The organism is Sphingopyxis sp. SCN 67-31 (genome assembly GCF_001725095.1).
The window spans coordinates 1-17,149 of sequence record NZ_MEFH01000083.1; the positions used below are offsets into that span (position 1 = coordinate 1).

Sequence of the window (17,149 nt, forward strand, 5' to 3'; positions counted from 1 at the left end):
GAGTCCGTCAAGCGAACTTCTGAACCCAAACCACACTAGAATCATAAAGTTGGTAGTGTCCCTTTGATTCCGAGGTTCGCATCAAAGGTTGCTGCGAGGGTATGCGAACTTCGGAATCGGGACACTAGGACACGGCGACGATGGTCGACGAGAGCGACGAGACCGAAAAGACAGAAGACCCGACGCAAAAACGTCTCGATGACGCGATCGAGCGCGGCGACGTCGTCAAGAGCCAGGAGGTCAACACCTGGTTCGTGATCGCCGGTGCGACGCTGGTGCTGTCGACCTTCGCCGGCTCTGTCGGCGGCGGGTTCGAGGTGCCGCTGCGCAACCTGATCGCCAACTCCTGGCAGATCCGGACCGACGGCCCCGGTCTGCTGGCGCTCGCCGCGCAGATCGAATACGCCCTTGTCGCCGCGCTCGGCCTGCCGCTGCTGATGCTGGTGCTGGCCGCTATTGCCGGCAATATCGTTCAGCACCGCTTCGTCTGGTCGGGGGAGGCGCTGAAGCCGAAGCGATAATTGTCGAGCCGGGGCGGCTACCGGCATAGCGCAAGCTTGCCGGCGGCCGCGGCTTTGGATTGACCTATTTCGTCATTGCGAGCGGAGCGAAGCAATCCAGGGCGCTTTATGCCCACTCTGGATTGCCGCGCGGCTTCGCCGCTCGCAATGACGAGTCCGTCTGATGTCATCATCTCTAATGGCACGCCGCTTTAAACAAGCGCTTCGAGCAGCCCGATCAGCGGGAGGTCGGCGGGCGGCATGTCGAGGCCGTAAAGTTCGACCGGCCGCACCCAGCGCAACGCGGTCGCATGTCGGGCCACCGGCGTTCCCCGCCATTTGCGGCAGACATAGAGCAGCAACAGCAGGTGCCGATTGCCGAGCGTATCGCTCGCGAAGCAGGCGGGGGCGAGGCAGGCGTGATCGACGTCGATCGCCAGTTCCTCGGCCAGTTCGCGGATCAGCGCCGCCTCGGGCGTCTCGCCGGGTTCGACCTTGCCGCCCGGAAATTCCCACAGCCCCGCCATCGGCTTGCCCGCGGGCCGCTGCTGGACGAGGATCCGCCCGTCGCGGTCGACGAGCGCCGCCGCGACCACGAGAAGCATGTTTTGCGCGTCGCGGAGCGCGTCGGGGACAGTCAAATTCCTTAACCTTCCTGTGCAAAATTCGGCCGCTTCGGGACGTAACATTTGGGGCAGGGGCGGAACAATGGCCAAGTTTCTCGCGCTGCTGCGGTCGACCAGGGCCGCGACAGCCATCGAATATGGGTTGATCCTGGCGATGATCTTCATCGCCGCAGTGTCCGCCATGGGGGGCGTGGGAACGTCGACCGCCAATATGTGGAATCGCGTGTCGACGACCACCGACACGGCGACGAACAAGAATTGATCCGGCGGTTTCCAAGCCGAATCGCGCATATTCCGGCGTCCGGCATTAAACTTTTCAAAACCAATTGCCCGTAAATCCCGCAGATGTTGACACCGACCAGATCGTCAACGGGGTAAGTGACCTACCAGGAGACCAGACATGAAGTTTTTCAAGAAATTCGTTCGCGACACCAAGGCCGCGACTGCCATCGAATACGGCCTGATCGCGGCGCTGATCGCCGTTGCCGCCATCACCGCGCTGACCAACGTCGGCTCGAGCGTCAGCAATACGTTCGACAAGGTCGACGGCAAGCTGACCAACGCCAACAGCAAGGCGTAATCGGCCTCTTCCATCCGCTTCGCGGGTGGCAGAATCCAGGGAAAGGGCGGTGCATGCACCGCCCTTTTTCGTGTCAGCGGCTGGCGTAGGTGACGATCTTCACCTTCTGCCCCGGCGTCAGGCGACTGTTCGCCGCCAGCCGGTTGAGCACCTGGAAGCGCTCGGCGGCATAATCGCTGTACGCCATGCGCCGCGCCAGGCTGGCGACGCTGTCGCCGCTCTTCACCGTCACGACATCGACGCGGCGCGGCCGGATCGCCGCCGCCTCGCTGGTGCTGAGCCGGCGGAGGCTGGTGAACATCGAGTTGAACACACCGCTGCCGCCCGCCTTGGTCAGCGCGACGAAGTGGAAGGCGCTGGTCCGCGAAAATTCATAGGCGAAGACTGTGACGTCGACCTGCCCCGACTGGCTGTTGGCCCGGACGGTCGTGTAATAAGCGGGGATGCCGCCCACCGTCGTGCGCTGGATCGTGCCCGGCGTCAGATTGGCCTTGCCGCCGATTTCCTTGAGGACGGCGGCGATATAGGCGTTCATGTCGCCGCTGTAGGCGCCGGTCGAGAATTGCGCCTGCCCGCCGTTGCCGCTGATCGACACCGCGCTCGTCCCGTTCTGCATGCCATAGCCGTTCGGAACCTCGAACCGCAGTTTCAGGTCGGGATGCAGAAATTCGCGCCCCTCGACGACGCCCTGCGCCGGATCGTCGCCATAGAGCACGCCGTTGACAGATGCCAGGAAGGCGTCGGCGTTACGCACCCCGCCCGCACCCTGCCGCGCGGCGAGCGTCTGGGCGTTGCGGACGCGCGAAGCGGGGTCGGGGTGGGTGCTCGCCCATTCGGGAAGCGAGCGCGCGTCACCGCCCGACAGGCGCGCTTCGAGGCTGGTCTGCGCGGCGAGGCTGGCGAGCATCGTCGACAGCGCGAGCGGGTCGTAGCCCGCGCTCTTCAGATATTGCACGCCGAGCTGGTCGGCCTCCAGTTCCTGGCTGCGCGAGAAGCCGAGCGTCGCCAGCTGCGCGACCTGCATCGCATTGTTCTGGAGCAGGCCGCCGAGACCGCCGAGCAGCCCGCCATTATCGCCGATCGCGCCGCCGAGCACGGTCGCGAGGACGCCAAGGACGGTGTTGCGCGTCGCCGCCGACTGGCGCTTCTTGCTGTGCCGCGCCGCGACATGGCCGACCTCGTGCCCCAGCACGCCCGCCAGTTCGGCCTCGTCGTTCATCAGCGCCATCAGCTGGCGGGTGACATAGACATAGCCGCCGGGGATCGCGAAGGCGTTGTTCACCGGCGAGTTGAGCAGGGTCACCGTGAAATCGCTCGGGCTGCGCGACAGGCCCGACTGCACCGCGATATTCTGGCCGACGCGGTTCACATAGGCGGCCTGCGCCCCGGCATAGGCGCCGCCGAATTCGGCCATGAGCTGCGGATGCGCCTCGCTGCCCTGCTGACGGTCGGCGGCGGAAATGCTGGTCGCGGTCCTGACCGCCTTCGCATCGGCGGGCGAACCGATCCCGCTTCCGGCCGCGGCGCAGCCTGCAACCAGCGCCGCGAGTGCTATCATCGTCGTCCTGCGGGCCATCATATGCCTCCCTCTGCTTTCACTGTCGACTGCTTGCGAACCATGGCCGGCGAATCATGCTTCTCTCTCGCTCGTCATGCTGAACTTGTTTCAGCATCCATGGCCAGACCTGTCCTTTACGCCGCTTTTCAGCGGGGGGCAGGCCATGGACCCTGAAACAAGTTCAGGGTGACGAAGAACGAAAGATCTGGACCCCGCTGGACGTGCTCGCAAACGACATGGTCGCCTTTCCTTTCCGCCCTCCGTTCGAGGAGCGGGTTTGAAGAAGAACGCCATCGTCGGCGAACGGGTTCCCCTTCAGGCCCGCCCCATCGCGAGGAATTTCTCCTCGCGCGCCGCCAGCACCGCATCGCGCGGCAGGCCCGACAGCGCGTCGAGTTCGCCCGCGATCGCGTCGCCGAGCGACTGGATCGCGACTTCGGGCGCGCGGTGGGCGCCGCCGACGGGTTCGGGGACGATGCGGTCGATCACCTTCAGCGCGAGCAGGTCCTCCGCCGACATCTTCATCGCCGCGGCGGCGTCGGGCGCCTTGTCGGCGGTGCGCCACAGGATCGACGCGCAGCCTTCGGGCGAGATCACCGAATAGACCGCATGCTCGAACATCAGCACCCGGTTCGCGGCGGCGAGCGCGATCGCACCGCCCGAGCCGCCCTCTCCGACGATCGCCGCGACCATCGGGACGCCGAGCGCCAAGCATTGCTCGGTCGAGCGCGCGATCGCCTCGGCCTGGCCGCGTTCTTCGGCCTGGATGCCCGGAAAAGCGCCCGATGTGTCGACCAGCGTCACCACCGGCAGCCCGAAACGGTCGGCAAGCTGCATCAGGCGGATCGCCTTGCGATAGCCCTCCGGCTTCGCCATGCCGAAATTATGCTTCATGCGCGAAGGGATGTCGTCGCCCTTCTCGTGCCCGATCACCATCACGCGGCGGCCGCGGAAGCGCGCCAGCCCGCCGAGGATCGCCTGATCGTCGCCGAAATTGCGGTCGCCGGCGAGCGGCATCCAGTCATCGAACAGACCCGCGACATAATGTTTGAAATGCGGCCGGTCGGGATGGCGCGCGACCTGCGTCTTTTGCCACGGGGTCAGCTTCGCATAGATATCGCGCAGCATCTTCGCGGATTTCGCCTCCAGCCGCGCGATGTCGCCTTCGATGTCGAGCGACGGATCGTCCCCCATCTCGCGCAGTTCGGCAATCTGGCGATCGAGCGCCGCGACCTGTTTTTCGAAGTCCAGAAAGGCTGTCATGCCGGATTCGCTAGGCGGATGGGGCGTTCAGGTCAACGCCTGCCGGAAACGGGGGCGGGTCCTATTTGTCCGGCAGCGTCCCGCCTTGCCGATGGCTGGAGATTGCTTCGCTACGCTCGCAATGACGAACATCGTCCAAATAGGGATAGTCCCTATTCGTCGATCCGCGCCAGCGGGTGGCGGCGGTTGACCAGTTCGACGAGGCGGCGGCTGTCGACATGGGTATAGATTTCGGTCGTCGCGATGTCGGCATGCCCCAGCATCAGTTGCAGCGCGCGCAGGTCGGCTCCGCCTTCGAGCAGGTGCGTGGCAAAGGCGTGGCGCAGCACATGCGGGCTGACCGCCGCCGGATCGACCCCGGCGCGCGCGGCGAGTTCGCGCAGCATCTGGAACAGCCGCACGCGCGACAGATGCGCCTTGCCCGACGGAAACAGCCACGGGCTTCCCTCGGCGACCAGCGGCAGCCAGCGGTCCAGCGCCGCGCCCGCGCGCGCCGACAGCGGCACCAGCCGGTCCTTGTCGCCCTTGCCGCGCACGATCAGATAGTCGCGCCCGCCCGCGACCGCGCGGCGCGGCAGCGACACCAGTTCGCTCGCGCGCAGGCCCGAGCCATAGAGGAGCTCGAGCAGCAGCAGCATCCGCACCGCCGACGCCGGCGCTGCCGCCCCGTCCGCCTCTTCGCCCGCCTGCGCGAACAGCCGGTCGACATGGTCGTGGGTCAGGATGCGCGGCAGCGGCCGCCGCGTCGCCGGGCGGGCGATGTCGAGCGCCGGATTGTCCGCCCGCTCGCCCTCGTCGAGCAGGAAGGCGAAGAACTGGCGCAGCGCCGACAGCTTGCGCGCGGCGCTGCTCGCGGCGAGGGTCCGATACTCCGCCATCAGGCCGCGCAGCGCCGCGGCATCGGCCGCCGCGAGCGGACCGCGCACCCATTCCGCCGCCTGCACCAGGTCGCGGCGATAGGCCGCCAGCGTGTTGCGCGACGCGCCGCGCTCGGCGGCCATCATCTCGAGGAAGCGGTCGATCAGCGCCGCGTCAGACACGCACCAGCGCTTCGGCGGCGATCATCCGCGCTTCCGATCCCAGCCCGACCTCGCGCAGCGCGCGGACGATATGATAGAGGTGATAGGGCGGCATCTTCGACCAGTCGCCCTGCATCCCCGCCGCCGCGAGCAGCGCGACCATGCCGGGTTCGCGCCGCTGCGCCGCCGCCTCGATCGCGCGCGTCCAGCGCGTCTGCTTCGACAGGCTGATGCCGAGATCGCTCGCCGCCGATGCCGCCTGCCCCTCTTCAATGCGGCCGAGCCCGGCAAGCCCCGCGAGCAGCAGCTTGCTGCGCAGCCCCTCGGCGCTGTCGTCGTCGCTCGCGAAATTGCCGACCGCCCCCGACGTCGTCCCGTTCAGCGGGCGCGGCGAGCCGACCGCCAGAATGCCCCAGGCGCGGCTGCCGACCGACACGGTCGGAACCCACGCCATCGCATTATTGTCGTAACCCGCCGTCAGCATCGAACCGACGAGCTGCCACGGATCGTCGCCGACGTCGGTCGCGGGCGGCAGGCCCGCCGCCGCGCGCGCGGTCGCCACCATCGCGGCATAGCGTGCCACCGGACCGGTTCCAGCGCTCCACAATGTCTGCATCGCGGCATAGCGGTCGGCGCCGTTCGCGGCGCGGAAGGCGCTGCGCAGCCGGTCGGTCTGCTCTTCCAGCGCTTCCGAAGGCTCCTCTTCGCCCGCCGCGGCGCTGAGCAGCGAGACATAGGCGTCGCTCGACAGCACGCCGCGCGCCGCCGCATAGGGCGCGGCAGCGATGCGGTCGGGCATTTCGGTCATCGGGGCGAGTACCGTCCAGCCGCGCATCTGGGGCGGCGCCGACGCGCGCAGCGGGTCGGGGATGGGCACCGCGGTCGCGGTCGCCATGCCGAAGCGCCAGCTCGTCAGCCGGTCGACCTTGTCCCATTCGATCGTCGTCGAGCGGCGTCCGGCGCCGGTCGCGCCGAGCACGCGTTCGGCCAGCAATATGTCGAAATTGGCGATCTTGCCGCTCGACCGCACCCGCCCGATCGCCCAGCCCGCCGGCCCGGCCTCGCCCGACAACCCGGCGCAGATCGCCGCGGCGAGCCGCCACGCCTGCTCGTCGCCGTGCGCGAGGCCGGCGGGGACATAGGCGCACAGGCCCGCGGGGTCGGCATTGGCGAGATAGGTCTGCTGCGCGACCGCGACCAGCCGCTGGGTCGCGCGGTCGTAATCGACCGACTGGACGATCCGCCGCGCGGTCGTCGATTCGCCCATCCGCAGCAACAGCGCGGCGCGCTCCGCCGCCAGGTCGGCGCCGTTGATCGTTTCCGGCGTGTCGATCGCCGAGGCAAGCGCGCGGCGCAGCAATATCTGCCCCCAGCGCGACGCGAGCGTGCCGCTGGTCGCGCGCATGATCGCGGCGGCATATTGGCCGCGCACCCCGAAGGCGTCGGGCGCGAGGCCGCCGGTTTCGGGCGTCAGCGGGCCGATGCGGGTGAGCAGCCGCCGCGCGCCGGGTGGCAGGTCGTATTTCAGCCCGCCGCTCGTCGCCTCCTCCTCGGTCCCATCCTCCGTCGCGGCGTCGCCCGGTTCGGCCGCGGCGATCGTCGGAGCGACCGGCGGCGGGGTCACGGCGGTGCCGGTGGGCGGCGCCGGGCGGGCGGACGGGGTCGGTGCGGGGCTCGTCGAGGGCGTCGGTGTCGGCCGGGGCGCCGGGGTTTCGGCGGGGCTGCCGAATCCCTCCGGCAGCAGCGATTCCTGCGCGATCGCGGGCAGCACCAGCGCCGCGGCGAGCGCGGTGCCCGACAGGCCGAGGGTCAGGGCAAGCAGCTTGCGCGTCATCGGGCCATGCTTTCGGCCAGTTTGTCGGTCACGTCCACCTCAATCATCCGCGGTTCGATCGGCCGGCCGAGGACCAGCAGCAGCAGTGCGAAGGCCGCGAGCAGCAGGGCCGATATGGCCAGTCGCCCGATCCAGCGGCTTTTTCCCGATCCGTCCTTCGCACGCAATAGTCCATGCCCATCCTTGCCGGCGGCGACGCAAAACGGCAACACCGCGCCGCGCGAGCGGTAAAATGATTGTCCCACGCGGCGCGGGCGGTATAGCCGCGCGCGGCATGACGCGAAACCCGAAAAGCCCGGCACCGGCCGTTCCCCCCGCGATCCGCGAGCGTTCGATCGTGCTCGTCGGGCTGATGGGGTCGGGCAAGTCGACGATCGGCCGACGGCTCGCCGACCGGCTGAAGATGCGCTTCGCCGATGCCGACGACGAGATAGAGCGCGCGGCGGGCATGACGATCTCCGACATTTTCGCGCGCTTCGGCGAGGCGCATTTCCGCGACGGCGAACGGCGCGTGATCGCGCGGCTGCTCGCCGGCCGGCCGCTGGTGCTGGCAACCGGCGGCGGCGCCTTCATCAACGAAGAGACGCGCGCGCTGATCCTGAAGGACAGCCTGTGCATCTGGCTCGACGCCGACATCCCGACTTTGGTCGAGCGCGTCGCGCGGCGTAGCCACCGCCCGCTGCTGAAGGACCGCGATCCCGGCGAGGTGCTGCGCGAACTGGCGGCGGTCCGCAACCCCATCTATGCCGAGGCGCATCTGCGCGTCAGTTCGGCGAGCAAGCCGCACGAGCATACGGTGCGCGCGATATTGGAGGCCCTATCGCAATGGACAAGCTGACGGTCGAACTGGGTGCGCGCAGCTATCCGATCCTGATCGGCGACGGGCTGCTCGCCGACATCGGCGCGCACGTCGCACCGCTGCTGAAACGTCCGCGCACGATGATCGTCACCGACAGCCATGTCGCCGATTCCTATCTGGCGCGCGTCGGCGCGTCGCTGGGCGCCGAAGGCATCTCCTTCTCCTCCTTCGTGCTGCCCGCGGGCGAGGGCACCAAGAGCTGGGACGGCCTTGCGCGCCTTACCGAATGGCTGATCGGCGAAGGCATCGAACGCAGCGATCATGTGATCGCGCTCGGCGGCGGGGTGATCGGCGACCTCGTCGGTTTCGCGTGCAGCATCGTCAAGCGCGGCTGCGCCTTCATCCAGGCGCCGACGACCCTGCTGGCGCAGGTCGACAGCAGCGTCGGCGGCAAGACCGCGATCAACGTCGCCGCGGGCAAGAATCTGATCGGCGCCTTCCACCAGCCGGCGCTGGTGGTGATCGACCCGACGACGCTGGCGACGCTGCCGCCGCGCGAGCTGGGCGCGGGCTATGCCGAGGTGGTCAAATATGGGCTGATCGACGACGCCGGTTTCTTCGCCTGGTGCGAAGCGAACGGCGCGGCGCTGCTCGCGGGCGACAGCGAGGCGCGGCACCGGGCGATCGCGCACAGTGTCGCCGCCAAGGCGCGCATCGTCGCCGCCGACGAGCGCGAGACGCAGGATGTGCGCGCGCTGCTCAACCTCGGCCACAGCTTCGGCCATGCGCTCGAGGCCGAAACCGGCTATTCGGACCGGCTGCTCCACGGCGAGGCGGTCGCGGCGGGGATGGTGCTCGCGCATCAATTCTCTGCCGCCCACGGCCTCTGCTCCGCCGCCGACGCGGCACGGGTGCGCGACCATCTCGCCGGCGTCGGCCTGCCGCACAGCCTGACGAGTGCGGGGGTCAACAGCGGCGGTGCGGCGCTCGCGGCGCATATGGCGCACGACAAGAAAGTGCGCGGCGGCAAGCTGCCGCTGATTCTGACGCGCGGCATCGGGCAAAGCTTCGTGACCGACGCCTACGGGCTCGACGCGGTGGCGGCCTTTCTGGACGGGCAGCAGGCTACCTAAAACACTCGTCATTGCGAGGTTATTGAAGTCACGCCGCCGCGCCGCTTTCCTCTTCTTCGCGTGCGCGTTTCGCCGCCGCCCGCCGCTCGCGCAGCGCTTCGAGGACGCTCGCCGCCTGGCGGCCGCCGCCCGCGACGAAGCGATAATCACGCCCGGCGCCGAGGTCGCCTTCGCTCATCTGCATGCCCAACCGCTCGGCGTCGAGCTGGCGCAGCGCCGCCTCCACATCCTCCATCTCGCGCGGGTCGACGCCGAGCCGGCCGAGCGCCATCAGCCCGAGCGCGATCGAGCTTTCGAACAGCTCGCGCACCGCCCCGGAAACCCCCGCGCCGTCGATCGCCATCAACTGGCGGCGGTCGAACACACGGGTCAGCACCTGCGCCTGCGGAAAGGCCTCGACGATCGGCGCCAGCGTCGCGGCATCGACGGACGGGTCGTCGATGCAATAGATGATCAGCCGCGCCTCCTCCGCCCCCGCGCGGCGCAGCAGGTCGAGCCGCAGCCCGTCGCCGAAATAGACCTTGGTGTCGAAGCGTCCCGACAGCTCGATCTGGCTCGGCTTCCTGTCGATCAGCGTCACCGAGCAGTCGACCGCGTGCAGCATCTGCGCGACGATCTGTCCGAAGCGGCCATAGCCGATGACCAGCGCCGAACCGCGCGGCGCGGCCTCGGGCCCGTCATAACCGGCCTCTTCGCCCCCCGGCGCCAGTTCGAGGTTCCGCGCGAACAGCATCAGGAAGGGCGTCGTCACCATCGACAGCGTGACGACGGCGCTGAACAGGCTGGCCGCCTGCGGCGCGATGAGCATCGCATCGGCCGCCTGCGTGAAGAGCAGGAAACCGAACTCGCCGCCCTGGCTGAGCAGCAGCGCGAGGCCGAAGGCGACCTGCCACGACTTGCCGGCCGCGCGCACCAGCAGCGTCAGCACCACCACCTTGACGATCACCAGCCCCGCCGCCAGCCCGACGACGCGCAGCGGATCGGCGAGCACGACGTTGACGTCGAGCACCATGCCCACCGCGAGGAAGAAGAGGCCGAGCAGGATCAGGCGGAACGGCTCGACATCGGCCTCGATCTCGTGCCGATAGGGCGAATCGGCGAGCATCACGCCCGCGACGAAGGCACCGAGCGCGGTCGAGACGTGCAGGCTGTGCATCAGCGCCGCGCTCGCCAGCACGACGAGCAGGCCGACGACCACGAACAGTTCGCGCTCGCCATAGCGGCCGACGAGACGCAGCAGCGGATTGACGACGAAGCGCCCCGCGAGCACCAGCCCGACGATCGCGAGCACCGTATAGAGCGCCAGCACCCCGCCCGGCGGCGCCGCGGGGTTGGCGGGCGCGCGCGACAGGGCGGCGACGATGGTGATCATCGGCACGATCGCGAGGTCCTGGAACAACAGGATCGAAAAGGCCTTTTCGCCGAAGGGCGAGTTGATCCGCCCCGAACTCTTGAGGCTGGGCAGCACCTGCGCGGTTGACGAGAGCGCGAGCGGCAGGCCGAGCGCCAGCGCCGCCTGCCAGCTGAAGCCCTGCGTGAGCAGGATCAGTCCGGTGAGCACCAGCCCCGTCACCACCACCTGCGCGAGGCCGAGCCCGAAGATCGCCTTGCGAAGCTGCCACAGCCGCCGCGGATGCAGTTCGAGCCCGACGAGGAAGAGCAGGAAGGCGATGCCGATCTCCGCGAACGCGAGCTTCGATTCGCCGCCGCCGACAAGCCCCAGCCCATAAGGGCCGACGAGTGCCCCGGCGACCAGATAGCCAAGCACCGCGCCGAGCCCTAGGCGGCGGAACAGCATCACGAACAGCGTCGCGACGCCGAGCAGGATCGCGCCTTCGAACAGCAAGGTGTCGGTCGGCGTTTCGGATACCCGCTCGGTCACCGCCGCGCCCGCCGAGAGGAGCGGCAGCATCATCCCGCGACGTCGGCGCCCGCGAGCGCCGCGACCGCGGCATCGAAGGGCAGCAGGATCGCGCCGTGCCGCGCCGGATAGTCGCGCGCCGGCGCGAGCAGGTCGAACCCCGGCCAGTCGGGCGCCGCACCCTCGCCCGCGAACCAGCCGGCGATCGCATCGCGCGCGGCGCGCAGGTCGGCAAGGCTGCGCCCCGGCGCATGGCGCGCAAGCAGCGCCGCCGATGCCTGCCCCAGCGCGCATGCCTCGACATGCAGGCCGACCGCGCGCACCGTCCCGGCGGCGTCGGAATCGACATCGACGATGATCCGGCTGCCGCACAGCGGCGCGCGCAGCGAGGCGCGCTGCCCGGCATCCAGCAGCGGATAGTCGGCGTTGGCGACGGCCAGCGCCAATATGTCGCGATTGTAGAGCGGCGCGCTCATCGCGCCCGATCCGCCCCGCCCTGCGCCGCGACATCCTGTTCCGCCGCGTCGGGCACCGCCGCCGCGCGCGCGTCGGCGCGGCGGTCGGCAATGACCTTGCTCAGCGCCGCGCTCGTCGCGCTCAGCGCGGGATAGGTGCGGCTTTCGGTCATCCAGCCCGGACGTGCCGCGTTGCCGTAACCGACATCGTAGAGCAATGTCGCCGCCATGAAGAGCAATGTCGCGAGCAAAAGCCCCTTCACCGCGCCGAACCCCGCGCCGAGCCCGCGGTCGAAACCGCCGACCAGCGAGGCGCGGCTGCGCTGCCCCATCGCGCGCGATCCCCATTTCGTCACCGCGAACACGCCGCCGAACAACAGCACGAAGGACAGCATCGCCGCGCCGCCGGGGGCGCCGATATAGGCGCCCAGCAGGCCGGTCAGCGTCGCATGGAAGAAGCGCACCGCCAGGAAGGCGAGCACCCAGGCGAGGAGCGACGTCACCTCCTGCACCAGCCCGCGCGAAAAGCCGAGCACCGCCCCGCCGCCGACGAGCGTCAGCACGATGATGTCGAGGGCCGTCAGATTCGCCATCGGACCGCAATCCAAAAATCACGCATGAAATACAACCGTTCGTGCTGAGCTTGTCGAAGCACCGTCCTTTTTCTCCTTCCCGGCGGAAAGAACAGCCCTTCGACAAGCTCAGGGCGAACGGAATAGCTTGATGTCCGTCGATCTAGGCACGCCCGAGCATCAGGTCAACGAGTTCGCCGAGCCGGCCGAAGCCGGTGACGCCGATCCCCTTCACACCCTTCATCCCCTTTGGCCCCCAGCCGCTTGAAAAGCCGAGCTTCGCCGCCTCGCGCAGGCGCAGCGCGTCGTGCGCGACCGGGCGCACCTCGCCCGACAGCGACAGTTCGCCGAAGACGATCGCATCGGCGGGCACCGGCCGCTCGCTGAACGCCGAGATCAGCGCCGCCGCCACCGCGAGGTCGGCCGCCGGATCGGTGAGGCGATAGCCGCCCGCGATGTTCAGATAGACCTCCGCGGCGCCCATCTGGAGCCCGCAGCGCGCCTCGAGCACCGCGAGCACCATCGCGAGCCGCCCGCTGTCCCAGCCGACGACGGCGCGGCGCGGCGTCGCGCCGCTCGCAAGGCGGACGGTCAGCGCCTGTACCTCGACCAGCACCGGCCGCGTGCCCTCCAGCGCGGGGAATACCACCGACCCCGGCACGTCGCGGCTGCGGTCGGTCAGGAACAGGCTCGACGGGTTGGCGACCTCGCCCAGCCCCTCCTCGCCCATCGCGAACACCCCGATCTCGTCGGTGCCGCCAAAGCGGTTCTTGACCGCGCGCAGGATGCGATACTGGTGGCTGCGCTCGCCCTCGAACGCCAGCACGGTGTCGACCATATGTTCGAGCACGCGCGGCCCCGCGATCGTCCCGTCCTTCGTCACATGGCCGACGAGCACGATCGCCGCGCCGCTGTCCTTGGCATAGCGGATCAGCTCCTGCGCGCTCGCGCGCACCTGGCTGACGGTACCCGGCGCGCTGTCGATCAGGTCGCTGTGCATCGTCTGGATCGAATCGATGACGACGAAATCGGCGCTGCGGCCTTCCAGCGTGGCGAGGATGTCGCGCACCGAAGTCGCGCTGGCGAGCGCCACCGGCGCGTCGCCGAGCCCCAGCCGCTGCGCGCGCAGCCGCACCTGCGCCGCCGCTTCCTCGCCGCTGATATAGACGACCGATTTGCCCGCCCTGGCGATCCGGCCCGCGGCCTGAAGCAGCAAGGTCGATTTGCCGATCCCCGGATCGCCGCCGATCAGCGTCGCCGACCCGGCGACGAAGCCGCCGCCGAGCGCGCGGTCGAACTCGGCGATGCCGCACAGCATCCGCTCGGGCATCGCGCTCTGTTCGTCGAGCGTTTCGAGCGCGAGCGTGCGGCCGCCCTTCGACAGGTCGTGCTTCGCGGAAAAGACGGTTTCGGCCGCTTCCTCGACCAGTGTGTTCCACTCGCCGCAATCGGCGCACTGGCCCTGCCAGCGATAACTGACGGCGCCGCAATTCTGGCAGACATATTGGCGTTTCGCTTTGGCCATGAAGGTCGCTTAGCGGGAACAAAAATGGAACGCCAGCAATTTCCCACCATCGTCATTGCGAGCGAAGCGAAGCAATCCAGAGCATGCGTAAGCCGTCCTGGATTGCTTCGCTTCGCTCGCAATGACGAGGAAAGGGTTCTAGGGGATCGGAAAACCCGAATCACCATCCAGCAGGATCATCCGAGCCATGAAATTTTTCGCCGACACCGCCGAAATCGACGCCATCCAGGAACTCGCCGCAACCGGCCTGCTCGACGGCGTCACGACCAACCCGTCGCTGATCGCCAAGTCGGGCCGCGACTTCAAGGAGGTGACGAAGGAAATCTGCGCCCTCGTCGACGGCCCCGTGTCGGCCGAGGTGGTCGCGCTCGACCATGAAACGATGATGAAGGAGGCCGAAATCCTCCGCAAGATCGCCGACAATGTCTGCATCAAGGTGCCGCTGACCATCGACGGGCTCAAGACCTGCAAGGCGCTGACCGGCGACGGGACGATGGTCAACGTCACGCTCTGCTTCTCGGCGACGCAGGCGCTGCTCGCGGCAAAGGCGGGGGCGACCTTCGTCTCGCCTTTCGTCGGTCGCCACGACGACAATGGCTTCGACGGCATGCAATTGATCGCCGACATCCGGCTGATCTACGACAATTACGCCTTCGACACCGAAATTCTCGTCGCCAGCGTGCGCCACGGCATCCATGTGCTCGAAGCCGCGAAGATCGGCGCCGACGTGATGACCGCGCCGCCGTCGGTCATCAAGGGACTGTTCAAGCATGTCCTGACCGAAAAGGGCATCGAAGGGTTTCTGGCGGACTGGGCCAAGACCGGGCAGTCGATCTGACGCGACACGGACGACGCCAGTCCTCAATTCGTCATGCTGAACTCGTTTCAGCATCCATGGCCCGAATCTCCGTCGAACGCCGCGCTACGGGAGAGGGCCGGCCATGGACCCTGAAACAAGTTCAGGGTGACGAAAAGGATGTGGCGTGCAGCCCCGCCTTCGGGTGCGCACGCCTGTTGGGGCACGCCCGTCCTTTCCAGTTGACGTAAACGTCAACTCGCGCCGATACTCGCCCGAAAGGGAGAGATTCGCATGACCGACACCGCCGCCCCCGCCGTCCTGACGACACGCAACGGCCATATATTGATCGTCACGATCAACCGGCCCGAGGCGCGCAACGCCGTCAACGCGGCGGTCCACGTCGGCATCGGCACCGCGCTCGACGAAGCGGAAAGCGACCCCGAAATCCGCGTCGTCATCATCACCGGCGCGGGCGACAAGGCGTTCTGCGCGGGCGCCGATCTCGTCGCCCTGTCGCGCGGCGGCGCGCTGGCGCCCGAGGACAAGGCGCAGCAGGCATGGGGCTTCGGCGGCTTTGCCGCGCACCCGATCTCGAAACCGGTGATCGGCGCGGTCAATGGCTTCGCCTTCGGCGGCGGCTGCGAGCTCGCGCTGATGTGTGACCTGATCGTTGCCGCCGAAAATGCGCAGTTCGGCCTGCCCGAGGTCAAGGTCGGGCTGTTCGCGGCGGCGGGCGGCGCCTTCCGGATCGTCAAGCAGCTGCCGCCGAAGCTGGCGATGGAACATCTGCTCACCGGCGATCCCTTCGATGCCGCGACCGCGCTGCGCCATGGTTTCGCCAATCGCGTCGTGCCGCTCGCCGACCTGATGCCGACCGCGATCGCGCTCGCCGAGAAGATCGCGGGCAACGCCCCCTTGTCGGTGCAGGCGTCGAAGCGCGTCGCGCTCCGGATGCAGGACGGGGCGATCGCCGGCGACGATGCGCATTGGGCCGACAACAGCCGCGAACGCAAGCTGCTGATGGCGAGCGAGGACGCGCGCGAAGGCCCGCGCGCTTTTGCCGAGAAGCGCAAGCCGGTGTGGAAGGCACGCTGAGATGAGCATGACCGATCCCGAACGCATTCCCGTCATCATCGGCGTCGGGCAGGTTAACGACCGCCCCGACGATCCCGACCGGGGGCTCGACTCGCTCGGCCTGATGGTCGAGGCACTGAAGGTCGCGGCGCAGGACGCCGGCGTCCCGCTCGCCGACATCGACAGCCTCGCGATCGTCGACCAGATCAGCTTCCATCATCTCGGCAAGCTGTGCGAACCGCTCGCGGCGGCGATCGGCGCCAATCCCGCGATCAACTACCAGTCGGCGGCGCCGCATGGCGACACGCCGATCCGCCTGCTCAACGAGGCCGCGAACCGCATCGGCGCGGGCGAGGTCAAGCTGGCGGCCGTCGTCGGCGGCGAGGCGCTGCGCACCGCCGCGGGCCGCGCCGCCAAGGCGGCGAGCGGCGAGGACAAGAGCTATAATGCCGTGCGCAAGGTGGCGACGCGGCGCGAGCCCAACTACGCCCAGAGGCACGGCCTGTCGGCGCCGGTCGACGTCTATCCGCTCTATGAAAATGCGACGCGCGCGGCGTGGGGCGAAAGCCTCGAGGACGCGCAGTTCGAAAGCGCCGAAATCTGGTCGCGCTTTTCCGAGGTCGCGGCGGAAAACCCCGGCGCGTGGATAAGAAAGCCCGCCTCGCCCGCCGACATCCTCGACGTGAACGAACGCAACCGCCCGATCGCCTTTCCCTATTCGAAGCTGATGGTCGCCAATTCGTCGGTGAACCAGGGCGCGGGCTTCCTCGTCGCCAGCCTTGCCGAGGCACGGCGGCGCGGCATCGCCGAGGACCGGCTGATCTATGTCGGCATGGGCGCGGCCGCGAAGGAACCCGCGAGCATTCTGGCGCGCGACCGCTACGACCATAGCGTCAGCATGGAGACGTCGATCGCCCGCACGCTCGACCTGAACGGTATGACGGTCGAGGATTTCGACTGCGTCGAACTCTACAGCTGTTTCCCCTGCGTGCCGAAGATGGCGCGGCGCGTCCTCGGCTGGCCATGGGACCGGCCCGCAAGCGTGTTCGGCGGCCTGACCTTCGGCGGCGGCCCGATCGCCAATTACATGAGCCACGCGGTCGTCTCGATGGTCGACAAGCTGCGCCGCGAAGGCCGCTATGGCTTCCTGTTCGCCAATGGCGGTTTCGCGACCGACAATCATTGCATCGTGCTGGGCAACCGGCCGATCGCCGCGGCACGCTTTCCGCAGGATTTCGACTATCAGGCCGAAGCCGAGGAAAAGCGCGGCCCCGTTCCCGAACTGGTCGAGGATTATGCGGGGCCGGCGACGATCGAGAGCTACACGGTCTTCTACGGGCGCGACGGCGCGCCCAGGGCGGGCGTCGTCGTCGCGCGCACGCCCGAAGGGCAGCGCACGCTCGCGCATGTCGACGTGCGCGACGCGGCGATGCTGGCGTTCCTGACCGACGGCACGCACGAACCGGTGGGCACCGAAGGGCGGATCGTGGCGCTGGACGAGGGATTCGGCTGGTGGGCGAACTGATCCTCTCCCCTCCCGCTTGCGGGAGG

The 17,149-nt window shown here is 68.5% G+C and carries 18 protein-coding genes; 8 read left to right on the forward strand and 10 right to left on the reverse strand.

The genetic code is table 11. From position 1 onward, the window contains the following. Positions 1-140: 140 nt before the first annotated feature. Positions 141-521 carry an EscU/YscU/HrcU family type III secretion system export apparatus switch protein gene (locus tag ABS88_RS17335; protein WP_286750213.1) on the forward strand — a complete coding sequence of 127 codons (381 nt, stop codon included), beginning with the start codon at positions 141-143 and terminating at the stop codon, positions 519-521. 191 nt (positions 522-712) lie between these two features. Here ABS88_RS17335 and ABS88_RS17340 read toward each other — a convergent pair whose 3' ends face one another. Further along, entirely contained in the window at positions 713-1,105 is a 393-nt protein-coding gene (locus ABS88_RS17340; RefSeq protein WP_286750224.1) for a (deoxy)nucleoside triphosphate pyrophosphohydrolase, read from the reverse strand. A gap of 103 nt (positions 1,106-1,208) precedes the next feature. Between ABS88_RS17340 and ABS88_RS17345 the strand changes: the two genes are divergently transcribed. After that, positions 1,209-1,388 carry a Flp family type IVb pilin gene (locus ABS88_RS17345; protein ID WP_067113754.1) on the forward strand — a complete coding sequence of 60 codons (180 nt, stop codon included), beginning with the start codon at positions 1,209-1,211 and terminating at the stop codon, positions 1,386-1,388. A 138-nt stretch (positions 1,389-1,526) separates the two neighbouring features. Next, the gene (locus ABS88_RS17350; RefSeq protein ID WP_067113752.1) at positions 1,527-1,706 is read left to right on the forward strand and encodes a Flp family type IVb pilin; all 180 of its coding nucleotides are present in this window, start codon (positions 1,527-1,529) and stop codon (positions 1,704-1,706) included. 73 nt (positions 1,707-1,779) lie between these two features. Here ABS88_RS17350 and ABS88_RS17355 read toward each other — a convergent pair whose 3' ends face one another. From ABS88_RS17355 to ABS88_RS17375, 5 genes are all read right to left on the reverse strand, one after another. Further along, positions 1,780-3,285, reverse strand: a complete 1,506-nt coding sequence (locus tag ABS88_RS17355) for a M48 family metalloprotease (protein ID WP_286750214.1) — start codon at positions 3,283-3,285, stop codon at positions 1,780-1,782. A 294-nt stretch (positions 3,286-3,579) separates the two neighbouring features. Further along, positions 3,580-4,527, reverse strand: a complete 948-nt coding sequence (locus ABS88_RS17360) for an acetyl-CoA carboxylase carboxyltransferase subunit alpha (RefSeq protein WP_067106173.1) — start codon at positions 4,525-4,527, stop codon at positions 3,580-3,582. A gap of 152 nt (positions 4,528-4,679) precedes the next feature. Then, positions 4,680-5,567 carry a tyrosine recombinase gene (locus tag ABS88_RS17365; RefSeq protein ID WP_286750215.1) on the reverse strand — a complete coding sequence of 296 codons (888 nt, stop codon included), beginning with the start codon at positions 5,565-5,567 and terminating at the stop codon, positions 4,680-4,682. After that, the gene (locus tag ABS88_RS17370; RefSeq protein ID WP_286750216.1) at positions 5,560-7,380 is read right to left on the reverse strand and encodes a hypothetical protein; all 1,821 of its coding nucleotides are present in this window, start codon (positions 7,378-7,380) and stop codon (positions 5,560-5,562) included. The genes ABS88_RS17365 and ABS88_RS17370 overlap by 8 nt, the downstream gene beginning before the upstream one ends. Further along, positions 7,377-7,682 (reverse strand): hypothetical protein, encoded by a 306-nt coding sequence (locus tag ABS88_RS17375; protein ID WP_156482976.1) that lies wholly within the window; start codon positions 7,680-7,682, stop codon positions 7,377-7,379. The genes ABS88_RS17370 and ABS88_RS17375 overlap by 4 nt, the downstream gene beginning before the upstream one ends. On the opposite strand from ABS88_RS17375, the gene ABS88_RS17380 reads away from it, so the two are divergent. Together ABS88_RS17380 and aroB are read left to right on the forward strand one after the other, a co-directional pair. Beyond that, positions 7,655-8,218, forward strand: coding sequence for a shikimate kinase (locus ABS88_RS17380; RefSeq protein WP_067106188.1), 564 nt, complete (start codon positions 7,655-7,657; stop codon positions 8,216-8,218). The two genes, ABS88_RS17375 and ABS88_RS17380, sit on opposite strands and share 28 nt — an antisense overlap. Further along, entirely contained in the window at positions 8,206-9,312 is a 1,107-nt protein-coding gene (gene aroB / locus ABS88_RS17385; protein WP_067106167.1) for a 3-dehydroquinate synthase, read from the forward strand. Before ABS88_RS17380 ends, aroB begins: the two co-directional genes overlap by 13 nt. Before the next feature lie 28 nt (positions 9,313-9,340). On the opposite strand, the gene ABS88_RS17390 is transcribed toward aroB, so the two are convergent. The 4 genes from ABS88_RS17390 to radA all read right to left on the reverse strand — a co-directional run bounded on the left by ABS88_RS17390 (position 9,341) and on the right by radA (position 13,725). Further along, entirely contained in the window at positions 9,341-11,227 is a 1,887-nt protein-coding gene (locus ABS88_RS17390; RefSeq protein ID WP_067106165.1) for a cation:proton antiporter domain-containing protein, read from the reverse strand. After that, on the reverse strand, positions 11,224-11,649 hold the full coding sequence (locus tag ABS88_RS17395) for an iron-sulfur cluster assembly scaffold protein (protein ID WP_067106163.1): 426 nt from the start codon (positions 11,647-11,649) through the stop codon (positions 11,224-11,226). Before ABS88_RS17395 ends, ABS88_RS17390 begins: the two co-directional genes overlap by 4 nt. Then, a complete protein-coding gene (locus tag ABS88_RS17400; protein ID WP_067106161.1) occupies positions 11,646-12,221 on the reverse strand; it encodes a CvpA family protein in 576 nt (191 codons plus the stop codon). Before ABS88_RS17400 ends, ABS88_RS17395 begins: the two co-directional genes overlap by 4 nt. A 142-nt stretch (positions 12,222-12,363) precedes the next feature. After that, entirely contained in the window at positions 12,364-13,725 is a 1,362-nt protein-coding gene (gene radA / locus ABS88_RS17405) for a DNA repair protein RadA (protein ID WP_286750217.1), read from the reverse strand. 187 nt (positions 13,726-13,912) lie between these two features. On the opposite strand from radA, the gene fsa reads away from it, so the two are divergent. The 3 genes from fsa (at position 13,913) to ABS88_RS17420 (ending at position 17,123) form a co-directional block, all read left to right on the forward strand. Then, complete coding sequence (gene fsa, locus ABS88_RS17410; protein ID WP_067106157.1) at positions 13,913-14,563, forward strand: fructose-6-phosphate aldolase; 651 nt, start codon at positions 13,913-13,915, stop codon at positions 14,561-14,563. A 252-nt stretch (positions 14,564-14,815) separates the two neighbouring features. Further along, a complete protein-coding gene (locus ABS88_RS17415) occupies positions 14,816-15,619 on the forward strand; it encodes an enoyl-CoA hydratase-related protein (RefSeq protein WP_286750218.1) in 804 nt (267 codons plus the stop codon). Position 15,620: 1 nt separating this feature from the next. Beyond that, entirely contained in the window at positions 15,621-17,123 is a 1,503-nt protein-coding gene (locus tag ABS88_RS17420) for an acetyl-CoA acetyltransferase (RefSeq protein ID WP_486571487.1), read from the forward strand. Positions 17,124-17,149: the final 26 nt, after the last annotated feature.

What these genes read in the sequence shown, in the direction of transcription:
- ABS88_RS17360 (WP_067106173.1), bottom strand. Translation starts at nt 4,527, where the DNA reads ATGACAGCCTTTCTGGACTTCGAAAAACAGGTCGCGGCGCTCGATCGC.
- ABS88_RS17390 (WP_067106165.1), bottom strand. Translation starts at nt 11,227, where the DNA reads ATGATGCTGCCGCTCCTCTCGGCGGGCGCGGCGGTGACCGAGCGGGTA.
- ABS88_RS17350 (WP_067113752.1), top strand. Translation starts at nt 1,527, where the DNA reads ATGAAGTTTTTCAAGAAATTCGTTCGCGACACCAAGGCCGCGACTGCC.
- ABS88_RS17345 (WP_067113754.1), top strand. Translation starts at nt 1,209, where the DNA reads ATGGCCAAGTTTCTCGCGCTGCTGCGGTCGACCAGGGCCGCGACAGCC.
- ABS88_RS17395 (WP_067106163.1), bottom strand. Translation starts at nt 11,649, where the DNA reads ATGAGCGCGCCGCTCTACAATCGCGACATATTGGCGCTGGCCGTCGCC.
- aroB (WP_067106167.1), top strand. Translation starts at nt 8,206, where the DNA reads ATGGACAAGCTGACGGTCGAACTGGGTGCGCGCAGCTATCCGATCCTG.
- ABS88_RS17400 (WP_067106161.1), bottom strand. Translation starts at nt 12,221, where the DNA reads ATGGCGAATCTGACGGCCCTCGACATCATCGTGCTGACGCTCGTCGGC.
- ABS88_RS17355 (WP_286750214.1), bottom strand. Translation starts at nt 3,285, where the DNA reads ATGATGGCCCGCAGGACGACGATGATAGCACTCGCGGCGCTGGTTGCA.
- ABS88_RS17335 (WP_286750213.1), top strand. Translation starts at nt 141, where the DNA reads ATGGTCGACGAGAGCGACGAGACCGAAAAGACAGAAGACCCGACGCAA.
- ABS88_RS17370 (WP_286750216.1), bottom strand. Translation starts at nt 7,380, where the DNA reads ATGACGCGCAAGCTGCTTGCCCTGACCCTCGGCCTGTCGGGCACCGCG.
- ABS88_RS17380 (WP_067106188.1), top strand. Translation starts at nt 7,655, where the DNA reads ATGACGCGAAACCCGAAAAGCCCGGCACCGGCCGTTCCCCCCGCGATC.
- ABS88_RS17420 (WP_486571487.1), top strand. Translation starts at nt 15,621, where the DNA reads ATGAGCATGACCGATCCCGAACGCATTCCCGTCATCATCGGCGTCGGG.
- fsa (WP_067106157.1), top strand. Translation starts at nt 13,913, where the DNA reads ATGAAATTTTTCGCCGACACCGCCGAAATCGACGCCATCCAGGAACTC.
- ABS88_RS17415 (WP_286750218.1), top strand. Translation starts at nt 14,816, where the DNA reads ATGACCGACACCGCCGCCCCCGCCGTCCTGACGACACGCAACGGCCAT.
- ABS88_RS17340 (WP_286750224.1), bottom strand. Translation starts at nt 1,105, where the DNA reads ATGCTTCTCGTGGTCGCGGCGGCGCTCGTCGACCGCGACGGGCGGATC.
- radA (WP_286750217.1), bottom strand. Translation starts at nt 13,725, where the DNA reads ATGGCCAAAGCGAAACGCCAATATGTCTGCCAGAATTGCGGCGCCGTC.